The organism is Stenotrophomonas sp. 28608_Sma (assembly GCF_056486185.1).
Genome location: NZ_CM151308.1, coordinates 1 through 22,742, shown reverse-complemented (window position 1 = coordinate 22,742; position 22,742 = coordinate 1). Strand labels below are relative to the sequence as shown.

General features: G+C 62.6%; 17 protein-coding genes. All 17 read right to left on the bottom strand.

Annotated features, from left to right (window positions below; translation table 11 throughout):
• Positions 1-208: 208 nt before the first annotated feature.
• The 17 genes from ACZLHH_RS00085 to dnaA all read right to left on the bottom strand — a co-directional run bounded on the left by ACZLHH_RS00085 (position 209) and on the right by dnaA (position 22,742).
• Positions 209-2,344, bottom strand: coding sequence for an RHS repeat-associated core domain-containing protein (locus ACZLHH_RS00085; protein WP_258014087.1), 2,136 nt, complete (start codon positions 2,342-2,344; stop codon positions 209-211).
• Between the two features lie 16 nt (positions 2,345-2,360).
• Positions 2,361-5,579 (bottom strand): DUF6531 domain-containing protein, encoded by a 3,219-nt coding sequence (locus ACZLHH_RS00080; RefSeq protein ID WP_478478746.1) that lies wholly within the window; start codon positions 5,577-5,579, stop codon positions 2,361-2,363.
• Between the two features lie 191 nt (positions 5,580-5,770).
• A complete protein-coding gene (locus ACZLHH_RS00075; protein WP_180844740.1) occupies positions 5,771-6,862 on the bottom strand; it encodes a PA0069 family radical SAM protein in 1,092 nt (363 codons plus the stop codon).
• Between the two features lie 146 nt (positions 6,863-7,008).
• Positions 7,009-7,752, bottom strand: coding sequence for a pyridoxine 5'-phosphate synthase (locus ACZLHH_RS00070; RefSeq protein ID WP_049420913.1), 744 nt, complete (start codon positions 7,750-7,752; stop codon positions 7,009-7,011).
• A gap of 9 nt (positions 7,753-7,761) precedes the next feature.
• The gene (locus ACZLHH_RS00065) at positions 7,762-8,031 is read right to left on the bottom strand and encodes a hypothetical protein (protein WP_032129280.1); all 270 of its coding nucleotides are present in this window, start codon (positions 8,029-8,031) and stop codon (positions 7,762-7,764) included.
• A 40-nt stretch (positions 8,032-8,071) separates the two neighbouring features.
• A complete protein-coding gene (gene cls, locus ACZLHH_RS00060) occupies positions 8,072-9,532 on the bottom strand; it encodes a cardiolipin synthase (protein WP_049420915.1) in 1,461 nt (486 codons plus the stop codon).
• A gap of 159 nt (positions 9,533-9,691) precedes the next feature.
• Entirely contained in the window at positions 9,692-10,105 is a 414-nt protein-coding gene (locus ACZLHH_RS00055) for an ExbD/TolR family protein (RefSeq protein WP_005411740.1), read from the bottom strand.
• 3 nt (positions 10,106-10,108) lie between these two features.
• Positions 10,109-10,534: an ExbD/TolR family protein gene (locus tag ACZLHH_RS00050; protein ID WP_005411739.1), complete on the bottom strand. Its 426-nt coding sequence runs from the start codon at positions 10,532-10,534 to the stop codon at positions 10,109-10,111.
• 62 nt (positions 10,535-10,596) lie between these two features.
• Positions 10,597-11,358 carry a TonB-system energizer ExbB gene (exbB, locus tag ACZLHH_RS00045; protein ID WP_049420916.1) on the bottom strand — a complete coding sequence of 254 codons (762 nt, stop codon included), beginning with the start codon at positions 11,356-11,358 and terminating at the stop codon, positions 10,597-10,599.
• A gap of 94 nt (positions 11,359-11,452) precedes the next feature.
• Positions 11,453-12,121, bottom strand: coding sequence for an energy transducer TonB (locus ACZLHH_RS00040; protein WP_049420917.1), 669 nt, complete (start codon positions 12,119-12,121; stop codon positions 11,453-11,455).
• Positions 12,122-12,264: 143 nt separating this feature from the next.
• Positions 12,265-13,452: a tetratricopeptide repeat protein gene (locus ACZLHH_RS00035; protein ID WP_180844739.1), complete on the bottom strand. Its 1,188-nt coding sequence runs from the start codon at positions 13,450-13,452 to the stop codon at positions 12,265-12,267.
• A gap of 132 nt (positions 13,453-13,584) precedes the next feature.
• Positions 13,585-14,391 carry a M48 family metallopeptidase gene (locus ACZLHH_RS00030; RefSeq protein ID WP_032128510.1) on the bottom strand — a complete coding sequence of 269 codons (807 nt, stop codon included), beginning with the start codon at positions 14,389-14,391 and terminating at the stop codon, positions 13,585-13,587.
• Positions 14,392-14,462: 71 nt separating this feature from the next.
• Positions 14,463-15,308: a CPBP family intramembrane glutamic endopeptidase gene (locus tag ACZLHH_RS00025; protein ID WP_049399023.1), complete on the bottom strand. Its 846-nt coding sequence runs from the start codon at positions 15,306-15,308 to the stop codon at positions 14,463-14,465.
• A 67-nt stretch (positions 15,309-15,375) separates the two neighbouring features.
• Positions 15,376-17,835, bottom strand: coding sequence for a DNA topoisomerase (ATP-hydrolyzing) subunit B (gene gyrB / locus ACZLHH_RS00020; RefSeq protein WP_032128508.1), 2,460 nt, complete (start codon positions 17,833-17,835; stop codon positions 15,376-15,378).
• 112 nt (positions 17,836-17,947) lie between these two features.
• Complete coding sequence (gene recF, locus ACZLHH_RS00015) at positions 17,948-19,042, bottom strand: DNA replication/repair protein RecF (protein ID WP_180844738.1); 1,095 nt, start codon at positions 19,040-19,042, stop codon at positions 17,948-17,950.
• A gap of 992 nt (positions 19,043-20,034) precedes the next feature.
• A complete protein-coding gene (gene dnaN, locus ACZLHH_RS00010; protein WP_005411731.1) occupies positions 20,035-21,135 on the bottom strand; it encodes a DNA polymerase III subunit beta in 1,101 nt (366 codons plus the stop codon).
• A gap of 275 nt (positions 21,136-21,410) precedes the next feature.
• Positions 21,411-22,742, bottom strand: coding sequence for a chromosomal replication initiator protein DnaA (gene dnaA, locus ACZLHH_RS00005; protein ID WP_049420939.1), 1,332 nt, complete (start codon positions 22,740-22,742; stop codon positions 21,411-21,413).

The following is a 22,742-nucleotide window of genomic DNA, read 5'->3' as shown; positions in this document are numbered from 1 at the left end:
CGAGGAATAGAATGTTCTGATTCCGAACACCTTGCGGTCGCCAGGGACGATCTGATGGCAATCGAAAAGAAGACGCCGACTATCGACCCGCAAACAGTCCTGAGCATTCATCGCCGCCTTATCGACGAAGAATCGAACACTCTTTGCTGCAGCTGCGTCGCCGCTGGGAATGGAAAACAGAAATGCACAGGCTGTCAACGTTAGAAAATTATTCACAGCTTTCTGTAGCAAGCTTGATCTTGGTAGCATTTCGGCTCGTTCTCCGCGCGGCCTCATCGTAGATTTCCTTGTGGCGCCCAGTGTACTTATCTCCATTTCCCGAGAGCACGCCTCTATTGCGATGGAGAACTTCATGGACGATGGTGTCATATAGCTCTCTCTTCTGAGCATCAGAAAGGACCTCAAGATACTGCTTGTCTAAGTAGAGCCTTCTGGTTACGTGATTGTACTGCCCGGCCACATTTCCCATATCCCTTACAAATGGGTCACGTGCAGGGAAATCAAGATCCGTTTCCGTTGCCTTCGCGAGTGCGTATAGGCGATCAATGTCCTCCTGAGTCAAACCTAGTGGATCAATGAAGTTTATTGGATTCCCTGAGACGTACGCGTAGGTATTCAATCCCCCCGCCAAGCCAATCGGATCACTCTGCACATACCGGCCAATGCTCGCGTCATAGTCGCGGAAGCCGTTGTACCAGAGTCCGCTTTCCGCGTCGTAGTACTGGCCCGGGAAGCCAATGTTCAACCCGCCAATCTCATCCTTCTGGACGCTACGTCCGTAGGCGTAGTTGTACGCCTTCCAGACGGTCTGCTGGCTTGGGCTGGTGACGAACTCCGGGCGTCCCAAATGATCGGTATGCACGTAATTGTGCTGCCCGCTGCGAGCAAGCCCAACCAGTTCACCTTCAAACCAGAAATAGTTGGTCCACACCCCGTTGTTCAGCTCAGTCATGAGCTGGTTCTGGCCGGCGTAGAAGTAGCGGCTGTTGGTGGTCTGGTTGATCTTTGCAACGCGCTGCCCCTGCGCATTGAGCACGTAGTCAGTCGCAATGCCACCGATGTTGCTGCGGCTCATGCGATTGAAGGCGTCATACTCGTAAGTGCTGATCCGGCTGCCTGCGGTCTCGCTGATGCGGTTTCCCAATGCGTCGTACTGGTACTGACGGCTGCCGTCCTGGTTGGTGTAGTTCAGCACCCGGTTGCTCCCCGGGTCGATGCTGTATTGGGTCAGCTGATTTCCTGCCTGGTAGCGGTCGTGATTGCCGCCGGCATCGTAGGAAAGATTGTTGATGACACCGAAGCGGGTCAGCTTGGTCATACGACTCAACGCGTCGTAGCCGATCAACTGGGTCATGTTCGGGTCGACAGCGTCGACAATGGCGGTGATTTCGCCATCGCCGCTGTACTGATAGTCCCAATAGCTGACCTTGCTGCCATTGGGTCCCCAGACCGACATTGCGGTCAGCCGCCCCTCCTGATCGTGGTTGTAGCCCCGGGCAAGCCCGTTGCCGTAGGCCAGCCACTCATGCGCTCCCGTGACCTTCCAGTTTGCCTGGGAAATGATTGAGCGCTGAGTCTCGTCGACCGTCGCCATCAACGCACTTGGTTTTCCTTGGGAGCCATATGTGTAGGTCGCCTTGTCACCGTTGGGATAGGTGATCTGGCTCAGGCGATTGATGCCGTCGTATCCATAGGTGGTGCTGTAGTCCGTCTTCTGACCAGACAGATCGGTGAAGTCGCGGCGTATCTGCAGCTGACCGTTCGGTGTATAGGCAAAATGGGTGGCGGTTCCGGGCCCTGAAGTGCCGCACAGTTGGCCTTTACCATTGCCGCACCAATCGTAGCTGTAACCCATTGTTCGGCCTTCTGCGCTCGCAGAAGTCATTCGTCCCAGACCGTCGTAGCCGAAGGAGACGACGCTGCCATCGGCCCGCGCCGTCGATGTCCGCAGACCTGCAGCATCGTACTGGTGCTGTGTCGTTCCCGTGTCCGGACTCACCTGTTTCCAAAGCTGGCCGAAACCATCGAATTCGTAGGTGGTAACGAGATTGCGGGGATCGCTCACACGGATCGGGCGATCTGCCAGATCGTAGGCAATCTGGGTCGTGCCCCCGGCGGCGTCGATTGATTTGATCAGGCGTCCACGCGGATCGTAACTCATACGGGTGACGCGATTCTGCGAATCGGTCACCTGGGTGACTCTCCCCTCTGCGTCGTAGACGTACCTTATGCTTCTTCCCTGCTCAGTGCTCTCGGATATCACACGCCCCAACTCGTCGTACTGATAGTTCACGGAAGAGACGATGGTATTTAGCCCCATCATGGCCAAGGCAATTGTGGACATGTCTTTTGGGCCTTCCTTAGCGTGGCTCTTCGCAGAATTTCGGGTTGCAGCTACCCTTGTCGTTTTCCGCCCTTAACGTCACCTGTGCCTGCGGCCCCCAAGAGGTGGGCCCAGATGCCAACTGGCCCATATACCCGAATTGCGCAACACCACTGCCGGTGTTCACGGGCGAGACGATCACGGTGAATGTGGCTACAGCGCCTGGTGCGACCGGAGACGAAAGCCCGATGGCCTCGCTGGTCCGCAACGTCCTCAAGACCATATAGGTATCGCTTGGATTCCAGATGACATTGCCAGTGTTCCGGAACTGGAATGTCACGCTGGATGACTGGCCATTGAAGATATGAGGCGCCGAGGTTGATGCGGAAACCAGCTCGGCGCTACGCACCACAGCAGGTACGGTAAAAGCACCTGAGCGATTGATGGTCAGGTTCGGACCGCCAACAGGCGAGATACCGTGCACGTATAGTGCTTTGCCTCCGTGATTCGATCGTACGTTGCCGTCAAGAGGAATCTTGAACCAATAGGCACTTCCGCGTGCCTGACACGCGTTGGCAACGTTTCCGTCGGTGGCCAAGTTGGCGCGGCTCGAAGCGACGAATGTACCGCCACCAGCTGCGCCACCGGCATAGACGTGTACGTCGATCGAGGCGTCCACGCCAGCTGAGCAGGCCCAGCCTTCAATGAAGAAGTTCCAGTTGCCGTCCTGGGTCACGCCGCCGATGTCACCAACGATGTTTGCAGTTGGAATCGCAAACACCCCTGAGTTCGCGAGCGGTCGATCCTGGCCGCGGCCCTGCGGAGATTGGCCGTAGACGGAGAATTTGCGACCGCCCAACTGTTGCCTCTGGGCTAGCGATATCGGCAACTGATACCTATAGGCACTACCTGATGCTTTGCAAGCCGCAGCAACACCTGGCTCGCTGGCAAGGTTTGCCTGAGTGCTACCCAGATAGACGTTGCCATCGGCGTAACCGTCCACCTGGATTGACCCAGCCGAGCCGGTGGAGCAGGCCCAGCCACGTACGAACCAGTTCCACTGCGCATCATGGGTGATTTCGTCAATCACGCCGCTCACCACCGAATCCAGCGGATAGTCGGTTTGTGAAACCTCGGTGCGCGTGCGATTGGAGGCGTTGTTGTAGCTATGACGGGTCCACGCCCACTTGCCGTCCCCCATCGAACGGACTTCCTGTGTCAGGCGGCGCCCTGCATCGTAGCCGTAGCGGACTGTTACGCCATCAGGCTGGGTAAGCGAGGCGATGTCACCTGCAGCGGTGTAGCCAAAGGCGGTCGTCGCCCAGCCGGTTCCCGAACTGGTTCTGTCGAATAGAACGCGGCCGCGGCCGTCGTACGTCAGCTCTCGCACACCACCGTTCGCGTTGACGATGCGCCCCGGCAGCCCAAGTCCGTTGTAGTTGGAATAGCTGATCGTGTGACCAAGCGCGTTGGTGACACTGGTCAGATCGCCCTGACTGTTGAATACGGAGGTGACGTCGTCCTGCGCAAGCGGTCCATCGACTTTGATGGAGGCCTTCAATCCGTTGGGGTGATAGGTATACGTGCTTCGGGTCACTCGCGTCTGGCTGGGCACTCCACGTGCCGTCAGATTGCGCTCGGTTGCGCTGGCCACGTTTCCGCGATCGTCATAGGAGTAGGCAACTTCAAGATCACCCACCACCGTTGTCTTGAGGAGTCGGTTGCGGGTGGTATCCCACTCCTGCAACGTCGTACGTTCGGCCGAACTGCCGACCGCTTCCACCCGCTTCAGCAGGTAACCCTGTGCGCTGTAGTCGAAGTTGGTCAGATTGTCCTGGAAATCATGGACCAGATCCGGATATCCGTTGGCGTCATAACTCTGCTCCTTGTAGCTGGCAGGGCAGTTCGGCGACGGATCCCCCTTGGTCGATACCATCTTTCCGTCCTTGAACGTGTAGGTGGTGCTACGGCCAAGAGGGTTGATCATAGTGACATCAATATCGACGGGTCGCGTAAGGCTCGGCGCAGCGGCGGCCGTCATACTGAGAGCGCTCTCCATCGGCAGCGAGTCAACAGGCAGCGAGCGCGGTTGATAGCAGATGCGTGAGCCTCCGGTGCGCTGTTCGCACCATCCGCGCTCTTCGTCGGCGCGGATACCACCGGGTCGAGTCGGTGCGGGCGGCGGGAGCACCGGTTCGGTGCTGCGCACGGCATAGCTGAAGCGGAATCGCTCAATGCCACCGTTGTGCTCCGTGCTGATGGCGCGGCGCTCCGCGTCGTACGCAAACGTGGAATAGCGCACGTCATTAAAAGACTTGCCAGTCAGGGCACCCGGGAAGCGGGCATCTTCGTAGTGGTAACTGATCTTCGTTGCAGGTGTGCCAGGCAGCGTCGTGCTGGCGAGCCGCCCACGTCCGTTCCCGAACACATTGGGGGTATAGGTGTAGCGATAGATGTTGCCGGCCGGGTCGGTCACCTGGGAGACCTGTCCATTGGTCCAGCCAAAGCTGATACTGCGTCCCGAGGAGTGGGTGACCTTCTGCAGGTAGCGATCGGTATAGGAGAACGTCCAGCTCACACCTTGCTCATTGCTGAGCCGGGTGATGTAGCCCTCGGCGTTGTAGATTTCCGTCCCGTTGTTTTCGTTTCGAAGCGTGAACGTGCCGTCTCCGTTCGCGGCGAGATACGCGATGGGCTGGGCCTTGTCCTCGTACCAGCGGCCGCTGGCTGGATCCTTGAGATACTTGATGCGGCGACCGTCGGGCCGTTGTACCCACGCCAGCTGGTTTGCATCGGTGAACGCGAGCGAATAGTCGAAGTTGCTCAGCCAGTGATTGCCGAACAGACCGGTCGCGCTCCAGTAATGATTGTAGTTGCGCTGCAGGAACAGGCCCATTTCGCCCTGGCTGGCGAAATCGAGTTCCGGCTCGACCTTGTTGCCGCTGTAGAGCACGACAGGATTGCCCTTGCGGCCATTACAGTCCTTCTCCTTGTCATCGGTCGGCTGTTCCTTCGCCGTTTCGGTCGGAATTGCACCGCCGCCACCGCCATTGTCCATCTGTGACTCGGACAGGTGGACACCACTGCCGCCGCCAAATCCAAAACCGCCTGCGCCGCCACCTCCAACAGGGAGCGTGGCGGTGACTTGAACGGTTTCGAGGGTGTTCGCCGCGGTTGCCAATGTCATCGGCAGGGAAAGCAGCGGCAGAAGAAGAAGACGGGACTGCAGGGTGTTCCGTGTTGCAACGTGCGTCATGCGTTTGCCTAGCTCCTCATCCGAGACCGACTCATTCAGTCATCGGGAATTCATGTTTGTGACGAGTGTATGACGGCGCGAAGGGATGGTGCAATGACATGGGTGTTCTTTTTCATGCATTGCCCATCGATATGGCAAGCACAGCCCAGCGCGACAAGTCATTGATGCGTTCGACAGTAGTTGTACGCGTCTTAGAAGAGCGACCCCTGCGGCGAATCCTTCCTCGGCGGCAACGGCTTCAGGAACCGGCTGCAATCCAGCTTCGGCCAGTGGCTGTTCTGCGCATTGAAGCCGAGACGCTTTCGCGCCAGCTTGAAGCGGTTGTTCAACAGATCGGCATACGCGCCCTGGCCACGCATGCGGGTGCCGAACTGGCTGTCGTAATCCTTGCCGCCGCGCAGCTGCTGGATGGTGCTCATCACGTGCGCGGCGCGATCGGGATGATGGGTGTCCAACCAATCGCGGAACAGCGGGGCCACTTCCAGCGGCAGGCGCAGCAGCACGTAGTCTGCGGTGCTGGCACCGGCATCGTGTGCGGCCTCCAGCACGACTTCCAGTTCGCTGTCGTTGATCCACGGGATCACCGGCGCCACCATTACACCCACCGGAATGCCGGCGTCATGCAGACGCTTCATTGCGCGCAGCCGTGCATGCGGCGCCGACGCGCGCGGTTCCAGCTTCGCGGAGAGGTGCGGGTCCAGCGAGGTTACCGACAAATGCACGCTGACCAGGTTCTCCGCCGCCAACGGTGCAAGCAGATCGATATCGCGCTCGACCAGCGCGTTCTTGGTGATCAACGAAAACGGATGCTTGGTTTCCAGCATCACTTCGATCAACTGGCGGGTGAGTTTGAACTTGCGCTCGATCGGCTGGTACGCGTCGGTGTTGATGCCCAGCGCGATCGGCTGCGGCACGTAGCCCGGCTTCGACAGCTCCTTGCGCAGCAGTTGCGGCGCATTGGTCTTGGCGAACAGCTTGGTCTCGAAGTCCAGGCCTGGCGACAGGTTCAGATAGGCGTGCGAGGGTCGCGCGAAGCAGTACGAGCAGCCGTGCTCGCAACCGCGATAGGGATTCACGGATTGACTGAAGCCGACGTCCGGCGAGTTGTTGCGGGTGATGATGCTGCGCGCGGTTTCGGCGCGCACTTCGGTGCGCAGGCGAGGGGCGAGGAACTCTTCGCTCTCGTCGACCGCCCAGCCGTCGTCCACCGCCTCGCTGACGGTGCTTTCAAAGCGCCCGGCAAGGTGGGACGTGGAACCTCGGCCCTTGATCGCAATACCCATTGCGGCAGGGTACGTCGTGGTTGTCTCAATGGCTGCGACGGCCGCCTGAAGGGTTCAGCGCCACCCGTAGAGTCGAGCCTTGCTCGACTGCACCCAGGGTGGCCCCAGACCGAAGTCGAGCAGGGCTCGACTCTACAGGGGAGGGGTCAGAGCAGCGCCAGGTACCCGCGCACCGTGGCGTCCAGCCCGTCGTACAGCGCCTCACCGATCAGCGCGTGGCCGATCGACACCTCCAGCACGTCCGGCACGTTGGCCAGGAAATCGCGCAGGTTGTCCTGCGACAGATCGTGGCCGGCGTTCACGCCCAGGCCAACGGCCTGTGCACGGCGTGCGGCAGTGGCGAACAGCGCCAGCATCGCGTCAGCATCACCAGCCGCATGCGCCTCCGCATAGGGCCCGGTGTACAGCTCGATGCGGTCCGCACCCACTTCGGCCGCCTGCTCCAGCAGCGGGTTGCCCGCGTCGACGAACAGGCTGACCCGGCAACCCATCGCTTTCAACTCGGCCACCAGCGGACGCAGTCGTTCGGCATCCCGCTCAAAGTCGAAACCATGATCGGAGGTGATCTGGCCGTCGCTGTCCGGCACCAGGGTGGCCTGTGCCGGACGGGTCTGTGCACACAGCGGCAGCAGCCCCGGATAACCCTCGCGCGGTGGTGCGAACGGATTGCCTTCGATGTTGAACTCCACCCCACGCGCACGGGTCAGCGTGGACAGGGCCAGCACGTCCTCGGCGGTAATATGACGGCGGTCCGGTCGAGGATGCACGGTGATGCCATGCGCGCCGGCATCCAGGCAGGCCTGGGCGGCGCGTACCACGTCCGGTTCGGCACCGCCGCGCGAATTGCGCAGGACGGCGATCTTGTTGACGTTGACGCTGAGCTGGGTCATGGAACGAAACTACTTGGAAAGAGGGGATGGATCGTGATCGTTGGGGTCGTCACCGCGGCGGGCCTGGGCCTGTTCGCGCAGGCGGCGCAGTTCTTCGGCATCGACCAGTGTGGACGGATCGCGCTGTGGATCACCGAAACGGGCCACATAGCGGCCGCGTACCCAGGCCAGCAGGAAGGCGAGGGCGGCCAGCAGGCACAGGGTCATCAGCCCGGGGCTGGGGGTCTTCAGCGCGAAGGCGAAACAGCCCAGCGCCAGCAGCAGGTACAACCAGTACATAGTCGGGCTCCCCGGATGATCGGCGCAGTGTAGCGCTGCGTCAGAGCAGCGGCGAGGCCAGCCGGGCGAAGGCCTCGGGCAGGCGGTGCAGCCACAGCGAACGACCGGCCTGGTCGTGCACCCGCGTGGAACGGTCGAATTCGCCCTGCAGCAGTTCGGCCAGCGCAGCCACCCGGTCACGGTCGCTGATCATCATCGACAGCTCGAAGTTCAGCCGGAAGCTGCGGTGATCGAAGTTGGCACTGCCGACAATGCAGACGTCGTCATCGGCGATGAAGGCCTTGGTATGCAGCATGCGCGGGCCGTACTCGTAGATCTTCACTCCGGCATGCAGCAGCTCGTCGAAGTAGGAGCGGGCGGCCTGGGTGACGAACCAGGAATCGCTCATCTTCGGCACCAGCAGGCGCACGTCCAGCCCGCCCAGCGCGGCCGAGGTCAGTGCCATCCGCGCCGCTTCGCCCGGCACGAAGTAGGGCGTGACCAGCCAGACGCGCTCGTGCGCTTCCTGGATCGCCGCCACATGCAGGCGATGGATCGTTTCCCAGCCCGAGTCCGGGCCGGAGACCAGCACCTGGGCGTTGATCGCACCATCGCCGCGCAGCGGCATGTCGGCTGGCCACAGACGCGCGATGTCCATGCGCGAGGGATCCTGTCCACTGGCGTAGAGCCAGTCCTCGGCGAACACCAGCTGCAGGCTGCGCACGACGTGGCCGCGGATGCGCATGTGCAGGTCGCGGTAGGCATCCGCCCTGCGGCTTTCATCCTCGTCGTCGGTGATGTTGATGCCACCGGTGAAGGCGAGGCGGCCATCGATGATCACCAGCTTGCGATGCGTGCGCAGGTTCAACCACGGGCGCTTGAACGGCTTCAGCAGCTGCCGTGGGTGGAACCAGATCGCTTCGCCACCGGCGTCGAGCAGCGGCTGCAGGAAGCGCCGGGGCAGGGCCGACGAACCCACCGCGTCGAGCAGCAGGCGCACCTGCACGCCGGCCCGCGCACGTTCCACCAACGCGTCGCGCAGGGCGGTGCCGGCGTGGTCCGGGTTGAAGATGTAGTACTCCAGGTGGACGTGATCGCGGCTCTGCGCGATGGCGTCCAGCAGGGCCGCGTAGGTTGCCGCGCCGTCTACCAGCCAGGTGACTTCGGTGGCGCTGCTCGGCGCCAGTCCTGTCGTGGCCTGGGCGATCTTGGCCAGTTCGGTGCAGTCGGCATCGGGCGGACAGACATCGCTGTAGTGCTCCATACCCGAACGCGCGCGGCCACGGCGCAGGCGCTGCCGCTTCACCTTCTGCGGGCCCAGCAGGTAGTAGATGAACAGGCCCAGATAGGGCAGCAGCGCCAGTGACAGGATCCAGCTCAGCGTGGCCACTGGCTCGCGCTTCTGCAGCATGATCCAGCCCGCCAGCGCGAACAGGTACAGCAGATAGGCGACCGCCAGGATCGTGCCAAGGTGGGCGATGCCGTCGAGCCAATGGCGCAGGGAGTCGAAGAGGGCGAGCATCCGCCGATCATAGCGGGCGCGTGCTCCCTGATGGGGTCAGATCCCTTTCCTGCGGGAAAGGGATCTGACCCCGACGGGCCCCGCAGGCACAAAAAAAGACGCCCCTGTTTCCAGGGGCGTCTGCAGTCGCGTCATGACTGTTGTGCTGCGGTGTAGCGTTTACTGCTGCACAAAACCGATCTTCTTCATCTGAGCATTCTTCGCGGCGGCCAGAACCTTGGCCATCACGTCGTACTCGGAATCCGGGCTGGCGTCGATGCGCAGTTCCGGCTGGTTGGTCGGGTCACGCTGGACCTCCTGCTCCATCCGCTGCTGCAGCTCGCTCGTATTGATCGGGCTGTTGTTCCACGAGACCTGGTTGCTGGCGTCGATCTTGAGTTCGATCGGCGGCGGCGGTTCGACCAGCTGCGGCGGTGGGTTGAGCACGCGCTGCGGCAGGTCCACGGCGATCGGGTACGTCATGATCGGCGCGGTCACGATGAAGATGATCAGCAGAACCAGCATCACGTCCACGAGGGGCGTGACGTTGATGTCTGCCATGGGGCCCTTGCCACCACCACTACTGAATGCCATGGCTTATTGCCCCTTTTCTTTGGTCGCGACGAAGCCGACGTCCAGCATGCCCTGCTCCTGCGCGACCTTGGTCAGGTCGTTGATGACGCGCATCTTGGTGGTGCGGTCACCACGCAGGTTCAGCGGCGGCTGCGGGGTCTGCTGGGCGGCGGTCGCCAAGCGCGACTCGAGAGTCTGCTTGTTGATTTCTTCGTCGTTCCAGTAGATCGAGCCGTCTTCCTTGACTGCCAGGGTGATCGGTCCGGAACGCTTTTCAGCATCTTCCGGCTTCTGGATCAGGTTGGCTTCCGGCAGATCCACCTTGACCTTGTGGGACATCAGGGGCGCCGTGATGATGAAGATGATCAGCAGCACCAGCATCACGTCCACGAGGGGCGTAACGTTGATGTCGGCCATGGGGCCGCCGCTGTTACCACTACTGAAAGCCATAACGGGCTCCGTCTAGATCTTGGTGACTACTTACGTTCGTCGCTGGGTGACGCGCGCCGCAATTAGCGGACGCGCGAGCCGGTGGCGAAGAAGTCGTGCAGGTCGTGCGCGAAGGTATCGAACTTGCTGATGGTCGCGCTGTTGATCTTGCTGAAGAAGTTGAAGGCGAACACGGCCGGGATCGCGACGAACAGACCGATCGCGGTCATGATCAGCGCTTCACCCACCGGGCCGGCAACGGCGTCGATCGAAGCGGAGCCGGTGGCACCGATCTTGATCAGCGCGCCGTAGATGCCCCACACGGTACCCAGCAGACCGACGAACGGAGCAGTTGCACCGACGGTGGCCAGCAGGGTCATGCCCGACTGCAGCTTGTTGCTTTCGCGGGTGACCGCCTGACGCAGAGCGCGGTCGACGAACTCCGAACGGCTCAGGTTCTCACCGACGCCGCCGGTAGCACCGCCTTCAGCGCGCTGGTGGTGGGCAGCTGCCTGGGCAGCGTCCAGGGCGATCTTCGAGAACGGCTCGGAAGCCGGCTGTTCTTCCATCGCACGGATGGCGTCCTGCGCGTTCGGGGTGTCCCAGAACAGGCTGACGACGCGATCAGCGGCGCTCTTCAGGCGGGTGGCGCGGAAGATGTTGATGACGGTCCAGTACCAGGACATGGCCGACATGATGACCAGGGTCAGCAGCACGACCCAGGAAACCGCGAAATCACCCGGCTTGGTGGTCATTTCGTGGATCAGGTGCTCGAAGCCCATCTGCGACAGGGCGTTGGACGGATTGCCCCCGGCAGCAGCGGCGATGAAAATTTCCTGCAGCATGACGCTTACCTTTGTTGTGTGTGGTGATAAAGGGTGTAGCTAAGCTAAACAATCGAACTGGGAGCGGGGGTGGCCAGGTGGCCACCCGGACGCATCAGTTCAGCGCAAAGTTGACCGGGACGCGAACGCGACCTGCCGCCTTCTTACCGCCAGATTCAGCGGCGTTGAAGCGCCACTTGCGAGCTGCTTCCATCGCAGCACGGTCCAGGTCGCGGTTACGGCTGGACTTTTCCACCGTGACATTGGTGACGTTGCCGTTGGCATCGACATCAATGATCAGGATCACTTCGCCCTGGATACCCGCGCGGAAGGCTGCCGGCGGGTAACGCGGCGGATTCATGGCCTTCGAGGAGATATCCACGCTGGCCTCGATCGAGGTCGGCGGAGCCGGCGGCGCGGGCGGCGACGGCGGGGTGACGATATCGTTCGGACGCGGTTCCGGCACGTCCACGACCGGCGCCTGCGGCGGCGGCGGGACCGGCGACGGCTTCGGCGGCGACAGATTCTTCACCGGCGGTGGCGGAGTATCCTGCGGCGGCGGCGGCGGCGGCGGCGGTGGGGGCGGCGGCGGCGCGTCGACGATGGTCACCATGACGTTGCGCTCCTTCTCAGCCACGGCCTTGGGAGCCACTGCGGGGATCAGGAGCATCATGAACGCGGCCAGATGCAGGGCAATTACAAACGCGATGCCGACGATGCGAGGCCAGCTCAGCCCCTTGTCATCGGGTTGTTCGTACCGGTGAACGACTAGTTGTTCCGTCATGCGCCAAGAGCTCAATAGTGGGGCCGGGATGCCGGGGGCGGAATCCCTGATCAGCGGTGCATGACACCGCAGGAACCTCCAAGCTTATACCAATCCTGAGCGCCTGCGCATCAACTGAGCAGGCATTCAGGCGTTATTCCTACTTACTTCAGGTTGATGATTTTTTTTGCATCAGCCTGGTTCTTCACACCCTTCGCCAGCGCCTGCTGGGCGGCCTGCTTGGCCTCCGGGATGCGACCTTCGGCATGCAGGACGCGTGCCAGGTTCAGGTAGGTCTCACCGTCCTTGGACAGCGGGGCAGCCTTCTGCCACGCATCGATCGCCTGCGGCACCTGGTCGGAGTAGTAGTAGGACTGGGCCAGCGCCAGGTAGACCTGGTAATCCGGCTTCAGGATGCCCTTCTGCAACCCTTCGTTGATGACCGCGATGACGTCCTTTTCCTTGTGTTCGGTGTTGGCATAGATCGAGTACAGCTGCTTGTACTCGCGCTCTTCGGTGAGCTGGCCGCTGCTGCGCAGCTTGTCCATCACCGCGGCAGCCTTCTCCATCTGATCGGCCTGCATGTACATGCTGGCCAGGTTCAGCTGGGCCTTCTTGTCATTCGGGTTCTTGGCGGCCAGTGCCTCGGCTTCCTTCACCGCTTCACCGGACTGGCCGGCTTCGGAGAGGGCCGCCATCAGCAGCTGGTTCCAGTTGTCCTTCGGTTCGGTGGCGCCGGCGATGGCCTGCTTCAGCACCGGGATCGCTTCCTGGTAGCGCTCCAGCTGGTACAGCGCCTGGCCCTTGGCGATCAGCTCTTCCGGCTTGGTCGACTTGCTCTCGGCGAAGTACTTGTCCAGGGTCGCCAGGCCTTCGGCGGTCTGGTCTTCCTGCAGCTGCAGCTGGCCCAGCATCAGCATCGACTGGAAGTGGCCGTTGTTGTCCAGGCCGTTGAACTGCAGGACCTGCTTCAGGTAGGCGATCGCCGCTGCGGTGTCGTCGGTCTGGTAGGCGGCCTGCGAGGCCAGCTGCGCGGCCAGCGACTTGTCGTACTCGTTCGCGGCGCTGTCAGCCAGGATGGCGTCGGCCTGCGTGCGGGTCTCCGGGAACTTTTCCTTGTTGTAGCTGTCGATCATCTTCTGCAGCTTGCTGCCCAGCTTGGCCGATGCCTTGACGGTCGGCTCCTCGCGGGTCGCGTTCGGGTACAGCGCTTCGGCCTTGGCCTGCTTGCCGCCGCGGTTGCCACGCTCGGAGGAACGCGAGGACTGCGCGAAGGCATCGGTGACCACGGCGCCGGTCAGGGCGGTCGCGACGAGGACGGAAAGCACAGCTTTGTGGTTACGGAAAATCATCGTTCACCTCGATCGAACCGCCGGATAGCGGCAAAGTCGGACTGTCAGAAAAATCTGAGCCGCCAAACGTATCAGAAACAGATGGCGTGAGAAATCGTTTTATGTGCTGCAATACAGCATAGAACTGCGCACTCATCCGCACTTTGGCCGCAGCCCGGCCGCCTGCGCCTGCTGATAGACCGGCGTCAGTCCCGGTGCATCGCGTCGCAGTTCCTGGATACGGTTGGCCGGATCGGGGTGGGTGGACAGCCATTGCGGGCTGCGACCGCCACTGGCGGCCATCATGTTCTGCCACAGGTCGACCGCCTGCGCCGGGTTGAAACCAGCCTGGGCCATCAGTCGCTGGCCGATCACGTCGGCCTCGCTTTCCTGGGTGCGTGAACCGGGCAGCAGGAAGGCGGTCTGCGCACCCATGCCACCGAGCTGGTTGACGGTGCTGGCAGCGCCTTCTCCGTAGGCCGCGCCGGCCAGCGCACCGAGCACGGCCAGCCCGGTCTGCGCACCCATCTGCCGGGTGATGCGCTCTTCGTGGTGGCGGGCGATGACGTGGCCGATTTCATGGCCGATTACGGCAGCCAGCTGATCCTGGTTCTTGGCGACGGTGAAGATGCCTGTGTTCACGCCGACCTTGCCACCGGGCAGGGCGAAGGCGTTGGGCTCCTTGTCGACGAACACGGCCGTCTCCCACCGTACGCCACGGTATTGAGGCGGCAGCTGCGCGACCAGGGCGTTGACCACGCACTGCACGTAACCGTTCTGGCGGCCGTCGGTGCTGATCTTTTCCTTCTGCTTGGTTTCGGCGAACGCCTGTGCGCCGAGCTGGTCCAGCTGCGCCTGCGACACCCCGCCCACCATCTGCCGACGGCCGGTAGGAGAGGTCGTGGTCGCGCAGGCGCTGACCAGGGTGGTGATGACAAGGGCCAGCAGCAGTTGTTTCATGGATCCACCCCCGTGTTCATATGCGCAGTGTGTAGCGTAGCGGCTTAATCTTTCGTCAAGCGGACACGGCGTTACGTTGCCCCGAAGAACACAAGCGCGGCAAGCGCCACGCCGTTGTTCAGCGCGTGCGCGGTGATCGCGGCCCAGAGCGTGCCGGTGCGCTGGTACAACCAGCAGAACGCGGCACCCATGCCGCCATAGACCAGCCACAGCTGCGCGATCTCGGCCGGGCCGTTGGCACTGGTGCCAGGGATTTCATGGATCAGGGCGAAAGCAAGGCTGCTCAGTACCACGCCCAGCCACGGGCGCCCGGCCTTCCACAGGCGGCCAAACAGCACGCGGCGGAACAGCAGCTCCTCGTAGGCCGGTGCCAGTACCACCGCGAACAGCACCAGGAACAACGGGAAGCGCGCGATCGCACTCTGCATCAGCGCCAGATTGGTGGGAACCGGCTCGATGCCGAACTGCTTGGCCAGGAAGGCGATGCCATTGCTGCCGAGCACGATCAGGGTCGCCACCAGCAGGGTCCAGCCCCAGGTGGAGGGACGGCGCAGCGCCTGGCGCGACGCGTGGCGCTCGGCGGCATTGGCCGGCCGTCGCCAGAAGTACAGCAGCAGCGCGGCGCCGCCGGTGGCAAACAGCGCCATGAGAATCTGCGCAAGCGCGCCCGGCTGGCCCAGTGACGCCGCTACCGAACTGGCGTCGGGGGCACCAGCGCCGGCCTGCGCGTTCGCGTAACCGACCACCACGCCACGGTACAGGCCCCATAGCAGGCCGCTGATCAGGCTCAGGCCGAACAGGGTGACAGCGGCGATACCCAGGTCGATGAAAAACCCCGCCAACGGCGAAACGGCACGCGGCGCGGCAGAAGCCGGCGGAACCGGGGGCGGAGCGGAAACCGGGGCGGATGCGGACATCAGGTACCTGCGTTCAAGAGTCGAAGGCCGGCGCGCCTCCCCGCGCACCGGCCGTGTCCCGATTGTGTCAGATATCCAGGTTTGCGACCTTCAGCGCGTTGTCTTCGATGAAGTCGCGACGCGGTTCGACGACATCGCCCATCAGCGTGCTGAAAATCTGGTCGGCAGCGACAGCATCTTCGATGCGCACCTGCAGCAGTCGACGGGTTTCCGGATTCACCGTGGTGTCCCACAACTGCTCCGGATTCATTTCACCCAGACCCTTGAATCGCTGGATCTGGCGGCCGCGCTTGGCCTCCTCGAGCAGCCAGTTCTGTGCCTTGGCAAAGCTGTCGACTTCGATCGACTTGGCACCGCGGGAAATGGTCGCGCCTTCGCGGACCAGACCGTGCAGCAGCTTCGATGCCTGGTGGATCGCGCGCAGTTCGCCGCTTTCGAAGGCCGACATCGGCAGCACCTGGATGTGCTGTTCGCCCATGTGGCGACGGGTCACCAGCACAGCGGCCGGGCGCTCATCGTTGGCGTCCTGCAGTTCCAGCGTGAAACGCGGGCTGCCCAGGCTGCCCTGGTTGAGACGCTTGGCCAGTGCATCCAGGCCCTCGCCTTCGCCGGCAGCGCGCAGGCTTTCCAGGTCCATCGGGACGAAGTCGACCAGCGCTTCAAGCAGGTTGCGGTCATAGCGGTGTGCGTTGCGCTCGATCGAATCCAGCGCCGCCGCGTAGGCCAGCAGCAGCTTCTCCAGCGCCAGGCCTTCGATGCCGGGCTCGCCGGTGGCCGGCACCAGTGCAGCGTTTTCCACTGCGCTGCTGGCCAGGTAGCTGTCCAGCGCCGGGTCGTCCTTCAGGTACAGCTCCTGCTTGCCCTGCTTGATCTTGTACAGCGGCGGCAGGCCGATGTAGACGTAACCGCGCTCGATCAGCTCCGGCATCTGACGGTAGAAGAACGTCAGCAGCAGGGTGCGGATGTGGGCGCCGTCGACGTCGGCGTCGGTCATGATGATGATCTTGTGGTAACGCAGCTTGTCCGGGTTGTACTCGTCACGGCCGATGCCGGTGCCCAGCGCGGTGATCAGCGTACCCACCTGGTCGGAGGACAGCATGCGGTCGAAACGCGCGCGTTCCACGTTGAGGATCTTGCCGCGCAGCGGCAGCACCGCCTGGTTCTTGCGGTTGCGGCCCTGCTTGGCCGAACCACCTGCCGAGTCACCCTCGACGATGAACAGTTCGGACAGCGCCGGATCCTTTTCCTGGCAGTCGGCCAGCTTGCCCGGCAGGCCCGCGATGTCCAGCGCGCCCTTGCGGCGGGTCAGGTCGCGGGCCTTGCGCGCGGCTTCACGTGCACGTGCGGCATCGACGATCTTGCCGGCGATCGCCTTGGCTTCGTTCGGGTTTTCCTGCAGGAACTCTTCCAGGCGCGCACCGAAGGCATTTTCCACCGCCGGGCGCACGTCGGAGCTGACCAGCTTTTCCTTGGTCTGGCTGGAGAAGCTCGGGTCCGGCACCTTCACCGACAGCACTGCGATCATGCCTTCGCGCATGTCATCGCCGGTCAGGTTGATCTTGGCCTGCTTGGCGATGCCGTTCTGCTCGATGTAGTTGTTGAGCACACGGGTCAGCGCACCGCGGAAACCGGCCAGGTGGGTACCGCCGTCCTTCTGCGGAATGTTGTTGGTGAAGCAGTACATCGTCTCCTGGTAGGAGTCGGTCCACTGCAGCGCCACGTCGACGACGATGCCGTTGTGCTCGCCGGTGACTGAAATGACGTTCGGGTGCAGCGGGGTCTTCAGCTGGGCCAGATGCTCCACGAAGCTGCGGATGCCGCCTTCGTAGTGGAAGTCATCGCGACGGCCATCGCCACGCTCGTCGGCAAGGACGATCTTGACGCCGGAGTTCAGGAACGACAGCTCGCGCAGGCGGCGGGCCAGGATGTCGTAGTGGAATTCCACGTTGTCGTGGAAGGCGACGGTCGACGGCCAGAAGCGCACGGTGGTACCGCGCTTGGTGGTGGCTTCCAGCTTGGCCAGCGCAGTCACGGCTGCGCCGTTGCTGAATTCCTGCTGGTAGTGGGAGCCATTCTGGAACACGTCCACCAGCAGCTTCTGCGACAGCGCGTTGACCACGCTGACGCCGACGCCGTGCAGGCCGCCCGAAACCTTGTAGCTGTTGTCGTCGAACTTGCCGCCTGCGTGCAGGACGGTCATGACCACTTCGGCCGCAGACACTTCGCGACCGAGCTTGGCGCTCATCTGCTCGTGCTTGCCGGTCGGAATACCACGGCCGTTGTCGGACACCGAGACCGAGCCGTCGGCGTGGATCGTCACTGCAACGTGGTCGGCGTGGCCGGCCAACGCTTCGTCGATCGAGTTGTCGACGACCTCGAACACCATGTGGTGCAGACCGGTGCCGTCATGCACGTCGCCGATGTACATGCCGGGACGCTTGCGGACAGCCTCCAGGCCTTCCAGGGCGGTAATGCTGTTGGCGTCGTAATTGCCGTTGTTTGCCGGGGTGTTCTGTTCGTCGCTCATTGCGCTTGCCGTAGGCTCCGCAGGTCGGGCACCGCTTGGGGCGATGCGCCGAGAATGAAAGGATTCCAACCCGAATTATACCAGCCGGGGTCGAGCGGCCCTGGTGTGCCCACTATGGCACAGCCACGATCTGTGCATGTTCCACGTGGAACCGGGCGATGTGGGTCATTTCCTGCAGCGCCGCCGGGGTTTCGGTGGCGGTGATGAAGATCTGTGCCGGCCCATTGAGCAGGCGCTCCAGTACCCGCGCCTGATGGGTGCGATCCAGCTCCGAGGCCAGATCGTCCAATGCGATCACCGGCCATTCGCCTCGCTGTTCCGCATAGTCCTCCGCCTGTGCCAACAGGCACGCCAACGCCGTCAGCTTGGCCTGGCCGCGGGACAGCGCATCACGACCTGGAATGCTGTGGAAATCCACACTCCAGTCCGCGCGGTGCGGGCCCACCGAGGTATACCCGGCCTGCCGGTCACGTTCCCGGGCCAGAAGCAGGGCATCGGCCAAGGGAAGCTCGTGCCGCCGCCAACCGGGGCTCAGCTCCAATCCCTGGATACCGAGCTGTGGAGCGAGGCTGGCGGCCAAGGCGACCGTGCGCTGCTGCAGACGCTCCAGGTAGTGCTGGCGGCGGCTGGTCAGTGGTTCTCCTGCCTCGGCCAGCTCGTGATCCCAGGTATCGAGCATCCGCGACGGCCCGCCCTGCTTGAGCAGGGCATTGCGCTGCTTCAGCGCCCGGGAGTAGCGACGCCACAGGGACAGAAAATCCGGTTCCACGTGGAACAAGCCCCAATCGAGGAAGCGGCGGCGGGGTTCACCACCACCACTGACCAGTGCATGGCTCCCGGGCTCGAACGTCACCACGGCCAGCGCTGCGCAGAGATTACCCAGCTGTGCGACATCCTCGCCGTCCAGTCGCCCCTTCCAGTCCTGACCACTGTGGCGCAGGCCGGCTTTTCGGCGGTGGGGCGGGTGAAGGGCACGCTGTTCGTCCCATTCCACGAAGATTTCCAGCGCTTCCTGGCCCTGGCGTACCAGACCGTCGCGCACCCGGCCACGGAAGCTGCGGCCATAGGCCATCAAGTGCAGGGCTTCGAGCACGCTGGTCTTGCCGGCACCGTTGTCGCCGGTCAGCAGGTTCAATCCCGGCTGGGGCGACAGGTCCACCGCACTGAAGCGACGCAGTTGATGCAAGGCGAGGCGGCGGATCTGCATGGGGCGCGAAAGACCATCCGCACAAGGCGGTAGAGGGGCAGGGAATCCATCAGCTTACTGCATCGGTCAAGCCAGCCGTGCCGCGCCAGACATCGCCACTGTGCTGAAGCCTCCGCCTGGCAACCCTACGCGTGTTCCACGTGGTGGCGCTCCCTCACCTGGGCTCGCCTGGGTCTGGATACGCCCGGGAATCCTTGAATTCTGAGCGGCGGCGCAGGGTACCGTCCCTCAGATTTCAGCGATTTCAGCCCCATTCCGCGAGCATCGCCAGGTGCCCCGACGGTGGTTTGCGCGAACACCGCGCAGATTTCTTGAAATCTGGGATGCGATGCCCTGGAGGGTTCCACAGATTTCAAGGAATTCGAGCCCGCCGTTTCACGCTGTCCACAGCAGGTCTGTATGACTTATACACAATGTATGGGCAAGCTGTGGATAAAAAAGCCCTTTTGCCCGACCTGCGAAACTATCCACAGGTTCCCCCCCAGCCTGAGGGGCCTCTATACAGGGGGTTTCAGGTGCATAAATCTCTTTAAAATCAAATAGATAATGCATTTCTCCACGAAATCTGGGCCTACCATCACCACCAGGCTTTAGATTTATACCCAGATTTAGAAGCTAGGCTGGCCCCGATCCGACCCCAACGAGACCTGTGGACAGTGGCGTCTGCAGATGAAGCAACCGCAGCGTTGCGACCCACGATCTGCTTCACCCCTCCGGCAAGTTCGGGGAACGTGCATCAGGCTGAAGACCCAGAACGGCATACTCGATCGAGAGCGGCTGGACAGCGCCCAAGCTCACAACCTGGATTCCAATCGCTCAGCACCGATTGCATCGGAAGGGCAGCCAGGATCAATCGGCAACCAGCGATCTCAAGGAAGCCATTCACCCACACCTGGAGATCCGGTCATCGCGATGCTCCACGTGGAACCTGCAAAAAAAAACGCCCGGGAAGATCCCGGGCGTCGTTCGGTTCCACGTGGAACAGGCTGCCGTCAGAGACGAAGCGGCATCACCACATGGCGCGACTTCTCGCTGCTGGATTCACGCACCAGCGCCGAGGAGTTGGAGTCGCGCAGCTGGATGATGACTTCCTCGTCGCGCAGGGCAGACAGGGCATCCAGCAGGTAGTTCACGTTGAAGCCGATGGCCAGATCGCTGACCGTGGTGTCGGCTTCGATCTCTTCCTGGGCTTCTTCCTGCTCCGGGTTGTGCGCGCTGATCTTCAGGTTGCCCGGCGAGACTTCCACGCGGATGCCGCGGTACTTCTCGTTGGACAGGATCGCGGCACGCTGCAGCGAGGCACGCAGCGCTTCGCGATCAACCTTCACTTCGCGGTCGGCGCCGATCGGAATCACCGCTTCGTAGTCCGGGAAGCGGCCGTCGATCAGCTTGGAGGTGAAGGTGACATCGTCGCGCTTGACGCGGACGTGGCTGCGGCCGACTTCCAGCTCGATCTCGCGATCGCCGCTCTCCAGCAAGCGCTGCAGTTCGGTCACGCCCTTGCGCGGCACGATGATCTGGCGCTTGGAACCGCTGGGCTTGGCCAGATCGGTTTCACACAGTGCCAGGCGGTGGCCGTCGGTGGCGACGGTACGCAGGGCATCGCCGCGCAGATCGAACAGCAGGCCGTTGAGGTAGTAGCGCACGTCCTGCTGGGCCATCGCGAACGCGGTGCGCTCGATCAGTTCCTTCAGGGTCGCTTCGCCGATGGCCACGCGCTCGGTGGCTTCCACTTCGTCAACCGACGGGAAGTCATTGGAGGGCAGGGTGGCCAGGGTGAAGCGGCTGCGGCCGGCCTGCACGGTGATCTTGTCACCGGTCTGCGAGACGGTGATCCGGCTGCCGTCGGGCAGGGCGCGGATGATCTCGAACAGCTTGCGGGCGGGGATGGTGGTTTCGCCGTCCTGGGCATCTTCAACCGCGATCCGCGACACCATCTCCACTTCCAGGTCGGTACCGGTCAGCGACAGCTGGCCGTTCTGCACCTGGACCAGGAAATTGGCCAGAACCGGAAGGGTCTGGCGGCGTTCGACCACGTTGACGACCTGTGCCAACGGCTTGAGAAAGGCTTCGCGCTGCAGTGTGAAACGCATGTGGTTCCGTGCCCCTATGCTTTAAAAAATGTGGAATAAATCAAAAGCTTGGTGGTGCTGGTAGAGACAGAATCGCTGGAAAACAACGCTAAGTCTTTGTAAGTAAAAGAATTTCAGACCTCGAAACCCTCTGTATTACCGACCCCCAGGGGGTGGGGAAAGCTGTGGATAAATTCGACGCGATTTCAGAAGCCATTTTTATCCACAACGTGTCCCGCGCTTGCTACCGGATTCTGCACCGTTTTGTGCGATGACGCCTCATCGGCATCCGTGCATCATTCGCTCAGCTTCCGGATCAGCTTGTCCCAGTCCTCGCGGAGCTTGCCGTCGGTTTCCATCAGGGTCCGGATCTGGCGGCAGGCATGCAGCACCGTGGTGTGATCGCGACCGGCAAAGGCGTCGCCGATCTCGGGCAGGCTGTGCTCGGTCAGTTCCTTGGTCAGGGCCATGGCGACCTGGCGGGGGCGGGCCAGCGAGCGGGTCCGACGCTTCGACAGCAGATCCTTGATCTGCAGGCCGTAGTAGTCGGCAACGGTTTTCTGGATGTTGGGAATGCTGATCGCCTGCTGCTGGGCGCGCAGCAGGTCGCGCAGGGTTTCCTGGGCGAATTCGGTGGTGATCGCGCGGCCGGTGAAATTGGCGCGGGCGGTCAGGGTATTGAGCGCACCTTCGAGGTCGCGCACGTTGGAGCGCATCTTCTTGGCGATCAGGAACGCAACATCATCGGGAATCTCGGCACCGCGTTCGCGTGCCTTGGCCAGCACGATCGCGGCGCGGGTCTCGAAGTCCGGCGGTTCGATCGCGACCGACAGGCCCCAGGCAAGCCGCGACTTCAGGCGCGCTTCCAGGCCTTCGACTTCGCGCGGATAGCGGTCGCAGGTCAGGATGATCTGCTGCTTGCCATCGAACAACGCGTTGAAGGTGTGGAAGAACTCTTCCTGGGTGCGGTCCTTGCCGGCGAAGAACTGGATGTCATCGATCAGCAGCGCGTCCACCTGCTGGAACTGGCGCTTGAACTGATCCATGGTCTTTTCCTGCAGAGCCCGGATCATCGCGCTGAAGAACTGTTCCGAACGCAGGTACAGCACCTTCGCACCGGGATTGGCCTGGCGCATGGCATTGCCGGCGGCGAACATCAGGTGGGTCTTGCCCAGGCCCGTGCCTCCGTACAGCAGCAGCGGGTTGTGCGCGCGGTCGCCCGGCTTCTGCGCTGCCTGGAAGGCGGCGGCCAGGCCCAGCTGGTTGCTGCGGCCTTCAACGAAGTTGGCGAACGTGTAGTGATTGTCCAGGTTGCCGGCGAACGGCACCTGCGGTTCGCTGGACACGTGCGCAGACGGCGCGGAAACCGGCGCGTTCTGCGCCTCCACGGGACGCGGGCGCGAGCCGATTTCAAGAAAAACGTCGCTGAAACCGGCGAAATGGGCCAGCAGTTCGCGGATCCGGGCCAGGTACAGCTCGCGGACCTGGTCGACGATGAAGGCATTCGGTGCATACAGCACCAGGCTGTCCACGCGCAGATCGGCCTGCAGCGGCTTCAACCAGGTATGAACGTCTTCCGGCGGGAACTCCGCTTCGAGGCGCTCGAGACTACGGGACCAGGCATCCAT

What these genes read in the sequence shown, in the direction of transcription:
- ACZLHH_RS00085 (WP_258014087.1), bottom strand. Translation starts at nt 2,344, where the DNA reads ATGTCCACAATTGCCTTGGCCATGATGGGGCTAAATACCATCGTCTCT.
- ACZLHH_RS00080 (WP_478478746.1), bottom strand. Translation starts at nt 5,579, where the DNA reads ATGACGCACGTTGCAACACGGAACACCCTGCAGTCCCGTCTTCTTCTT.
- ACZLHH_RS00075 (WP_180844740.1), bottom strand. Translation starts at nt 6,862, where the DNA reads ATGGGTATTGCGATCAAGGGCCGAGGTTCCACGTCCCACCTTGCCGGG.
- ACZLHH_RS00070 (WP_049420913.1), bottom strand. Translation starts at nt 7,752, where the DNA reads ATGACCCAGCTCAGCGTCAACGTCAACAAGATCGCCGTCCTGCGCAAT.
- ACZLHH_RS00065 (WP_032129280.1), bottom strand. Translation starts at nt 8,031, where the DNA reads ATGTACTGGTTGTACCTGCTGCTGGCGCTGGGCTGTTTCGCCTTCGCG.
- cls (WP_049420915.1), bottom strand. Translation starts at nt 9,532, where the DNA reads ATGCTCGCCCTCTTCGACTCCCTGCGCCATTGGCTCGACGGCATCGCC.
- ACZLHH_RS00055 (WP_005411740.1), bottom strand. Translation starts at nt 10,105, where the DNA reads ATGGCATTCAGTAGTGGTGGTGGCAAGGGCCCCATGGCAGACATCAAC.
- ACZLHH_RS00050 (WP_005411739.1), bottom strand. Translation starts at nt 10,534, where the DNA reads ATGGCTTTCAGTAGTGGTAACAGCGGCGGCCCCATGGCCGACATCAAC.
- exbB (WP_049420916.1), bottom strand. Translation starts at nt 11,358, where the DNA reads ATGCTGCAGGAAATTTTCATCGCCGCTGCTGCCGGGGGCAATCCGTCC.
- ACZLHH_RS00040 (WP_049420917.1), bottom strand. Translation starts at nt 12,121, where the DNA reads ATGACGGAACAACTAGTCGTTCACCGGTACGAACAACCCGATGACAAG.
- ACZLHH_RS00035 (WP_180844739.1), bottom strand. Translation starts at nt 13,452, where the DNA reads ATGATTTTCCGTAACCACAAAGCTGTGCTTTCCGTCCTCGTCGCGACC.
- ACZLHH_RS00030 (WP_032128510.1), bottom strand. Translation starts at nt 14,391, where the DNA reads ATGAAACAACTGCTGCTGGCCCTTGTCATCACCACCCTGGTCAGCGCC.
- ACZLHH_RS00025 (WP_049399023.1), bottom strand. Translation starts at nt 15,308, where the DNA reads ATGTCCGCATCCGCCCCGGTTTCCGCTCCGCCCCCGGTTCCGCCGGCT.
- gyrB (WP_032128508.1), bottom strand. Translation starts at nt 17,835, where the DNA reads ATGAGCGACGAACAGAACACCCCGGCAAACAACGGCAATTACGACGCC.
- recF (WP_180844738.1), bottom strand. Translation starts at nt 19,042, where the DNA reads ATGCAGATCCGCCGCCTCGCCTTGCATCAACTGCGTCGCTTCAGTGCG.
- dnaN (WP_005411731.1), bottom strand. Translation starts at nt 21,135, where the DNA reads ATGCGTTTCACACTGCAGCGCGAAGCCTTTCTCAAGCCGTTGGCACAG.
- dnaA (WP_049420939.1), bottom strand. Translation starts at nt 22,742, where the DNA reads ATGGATGCCTGGTCCCGTAGTCTCGAGCGCCTCGAAGCGGAGTTCCCG.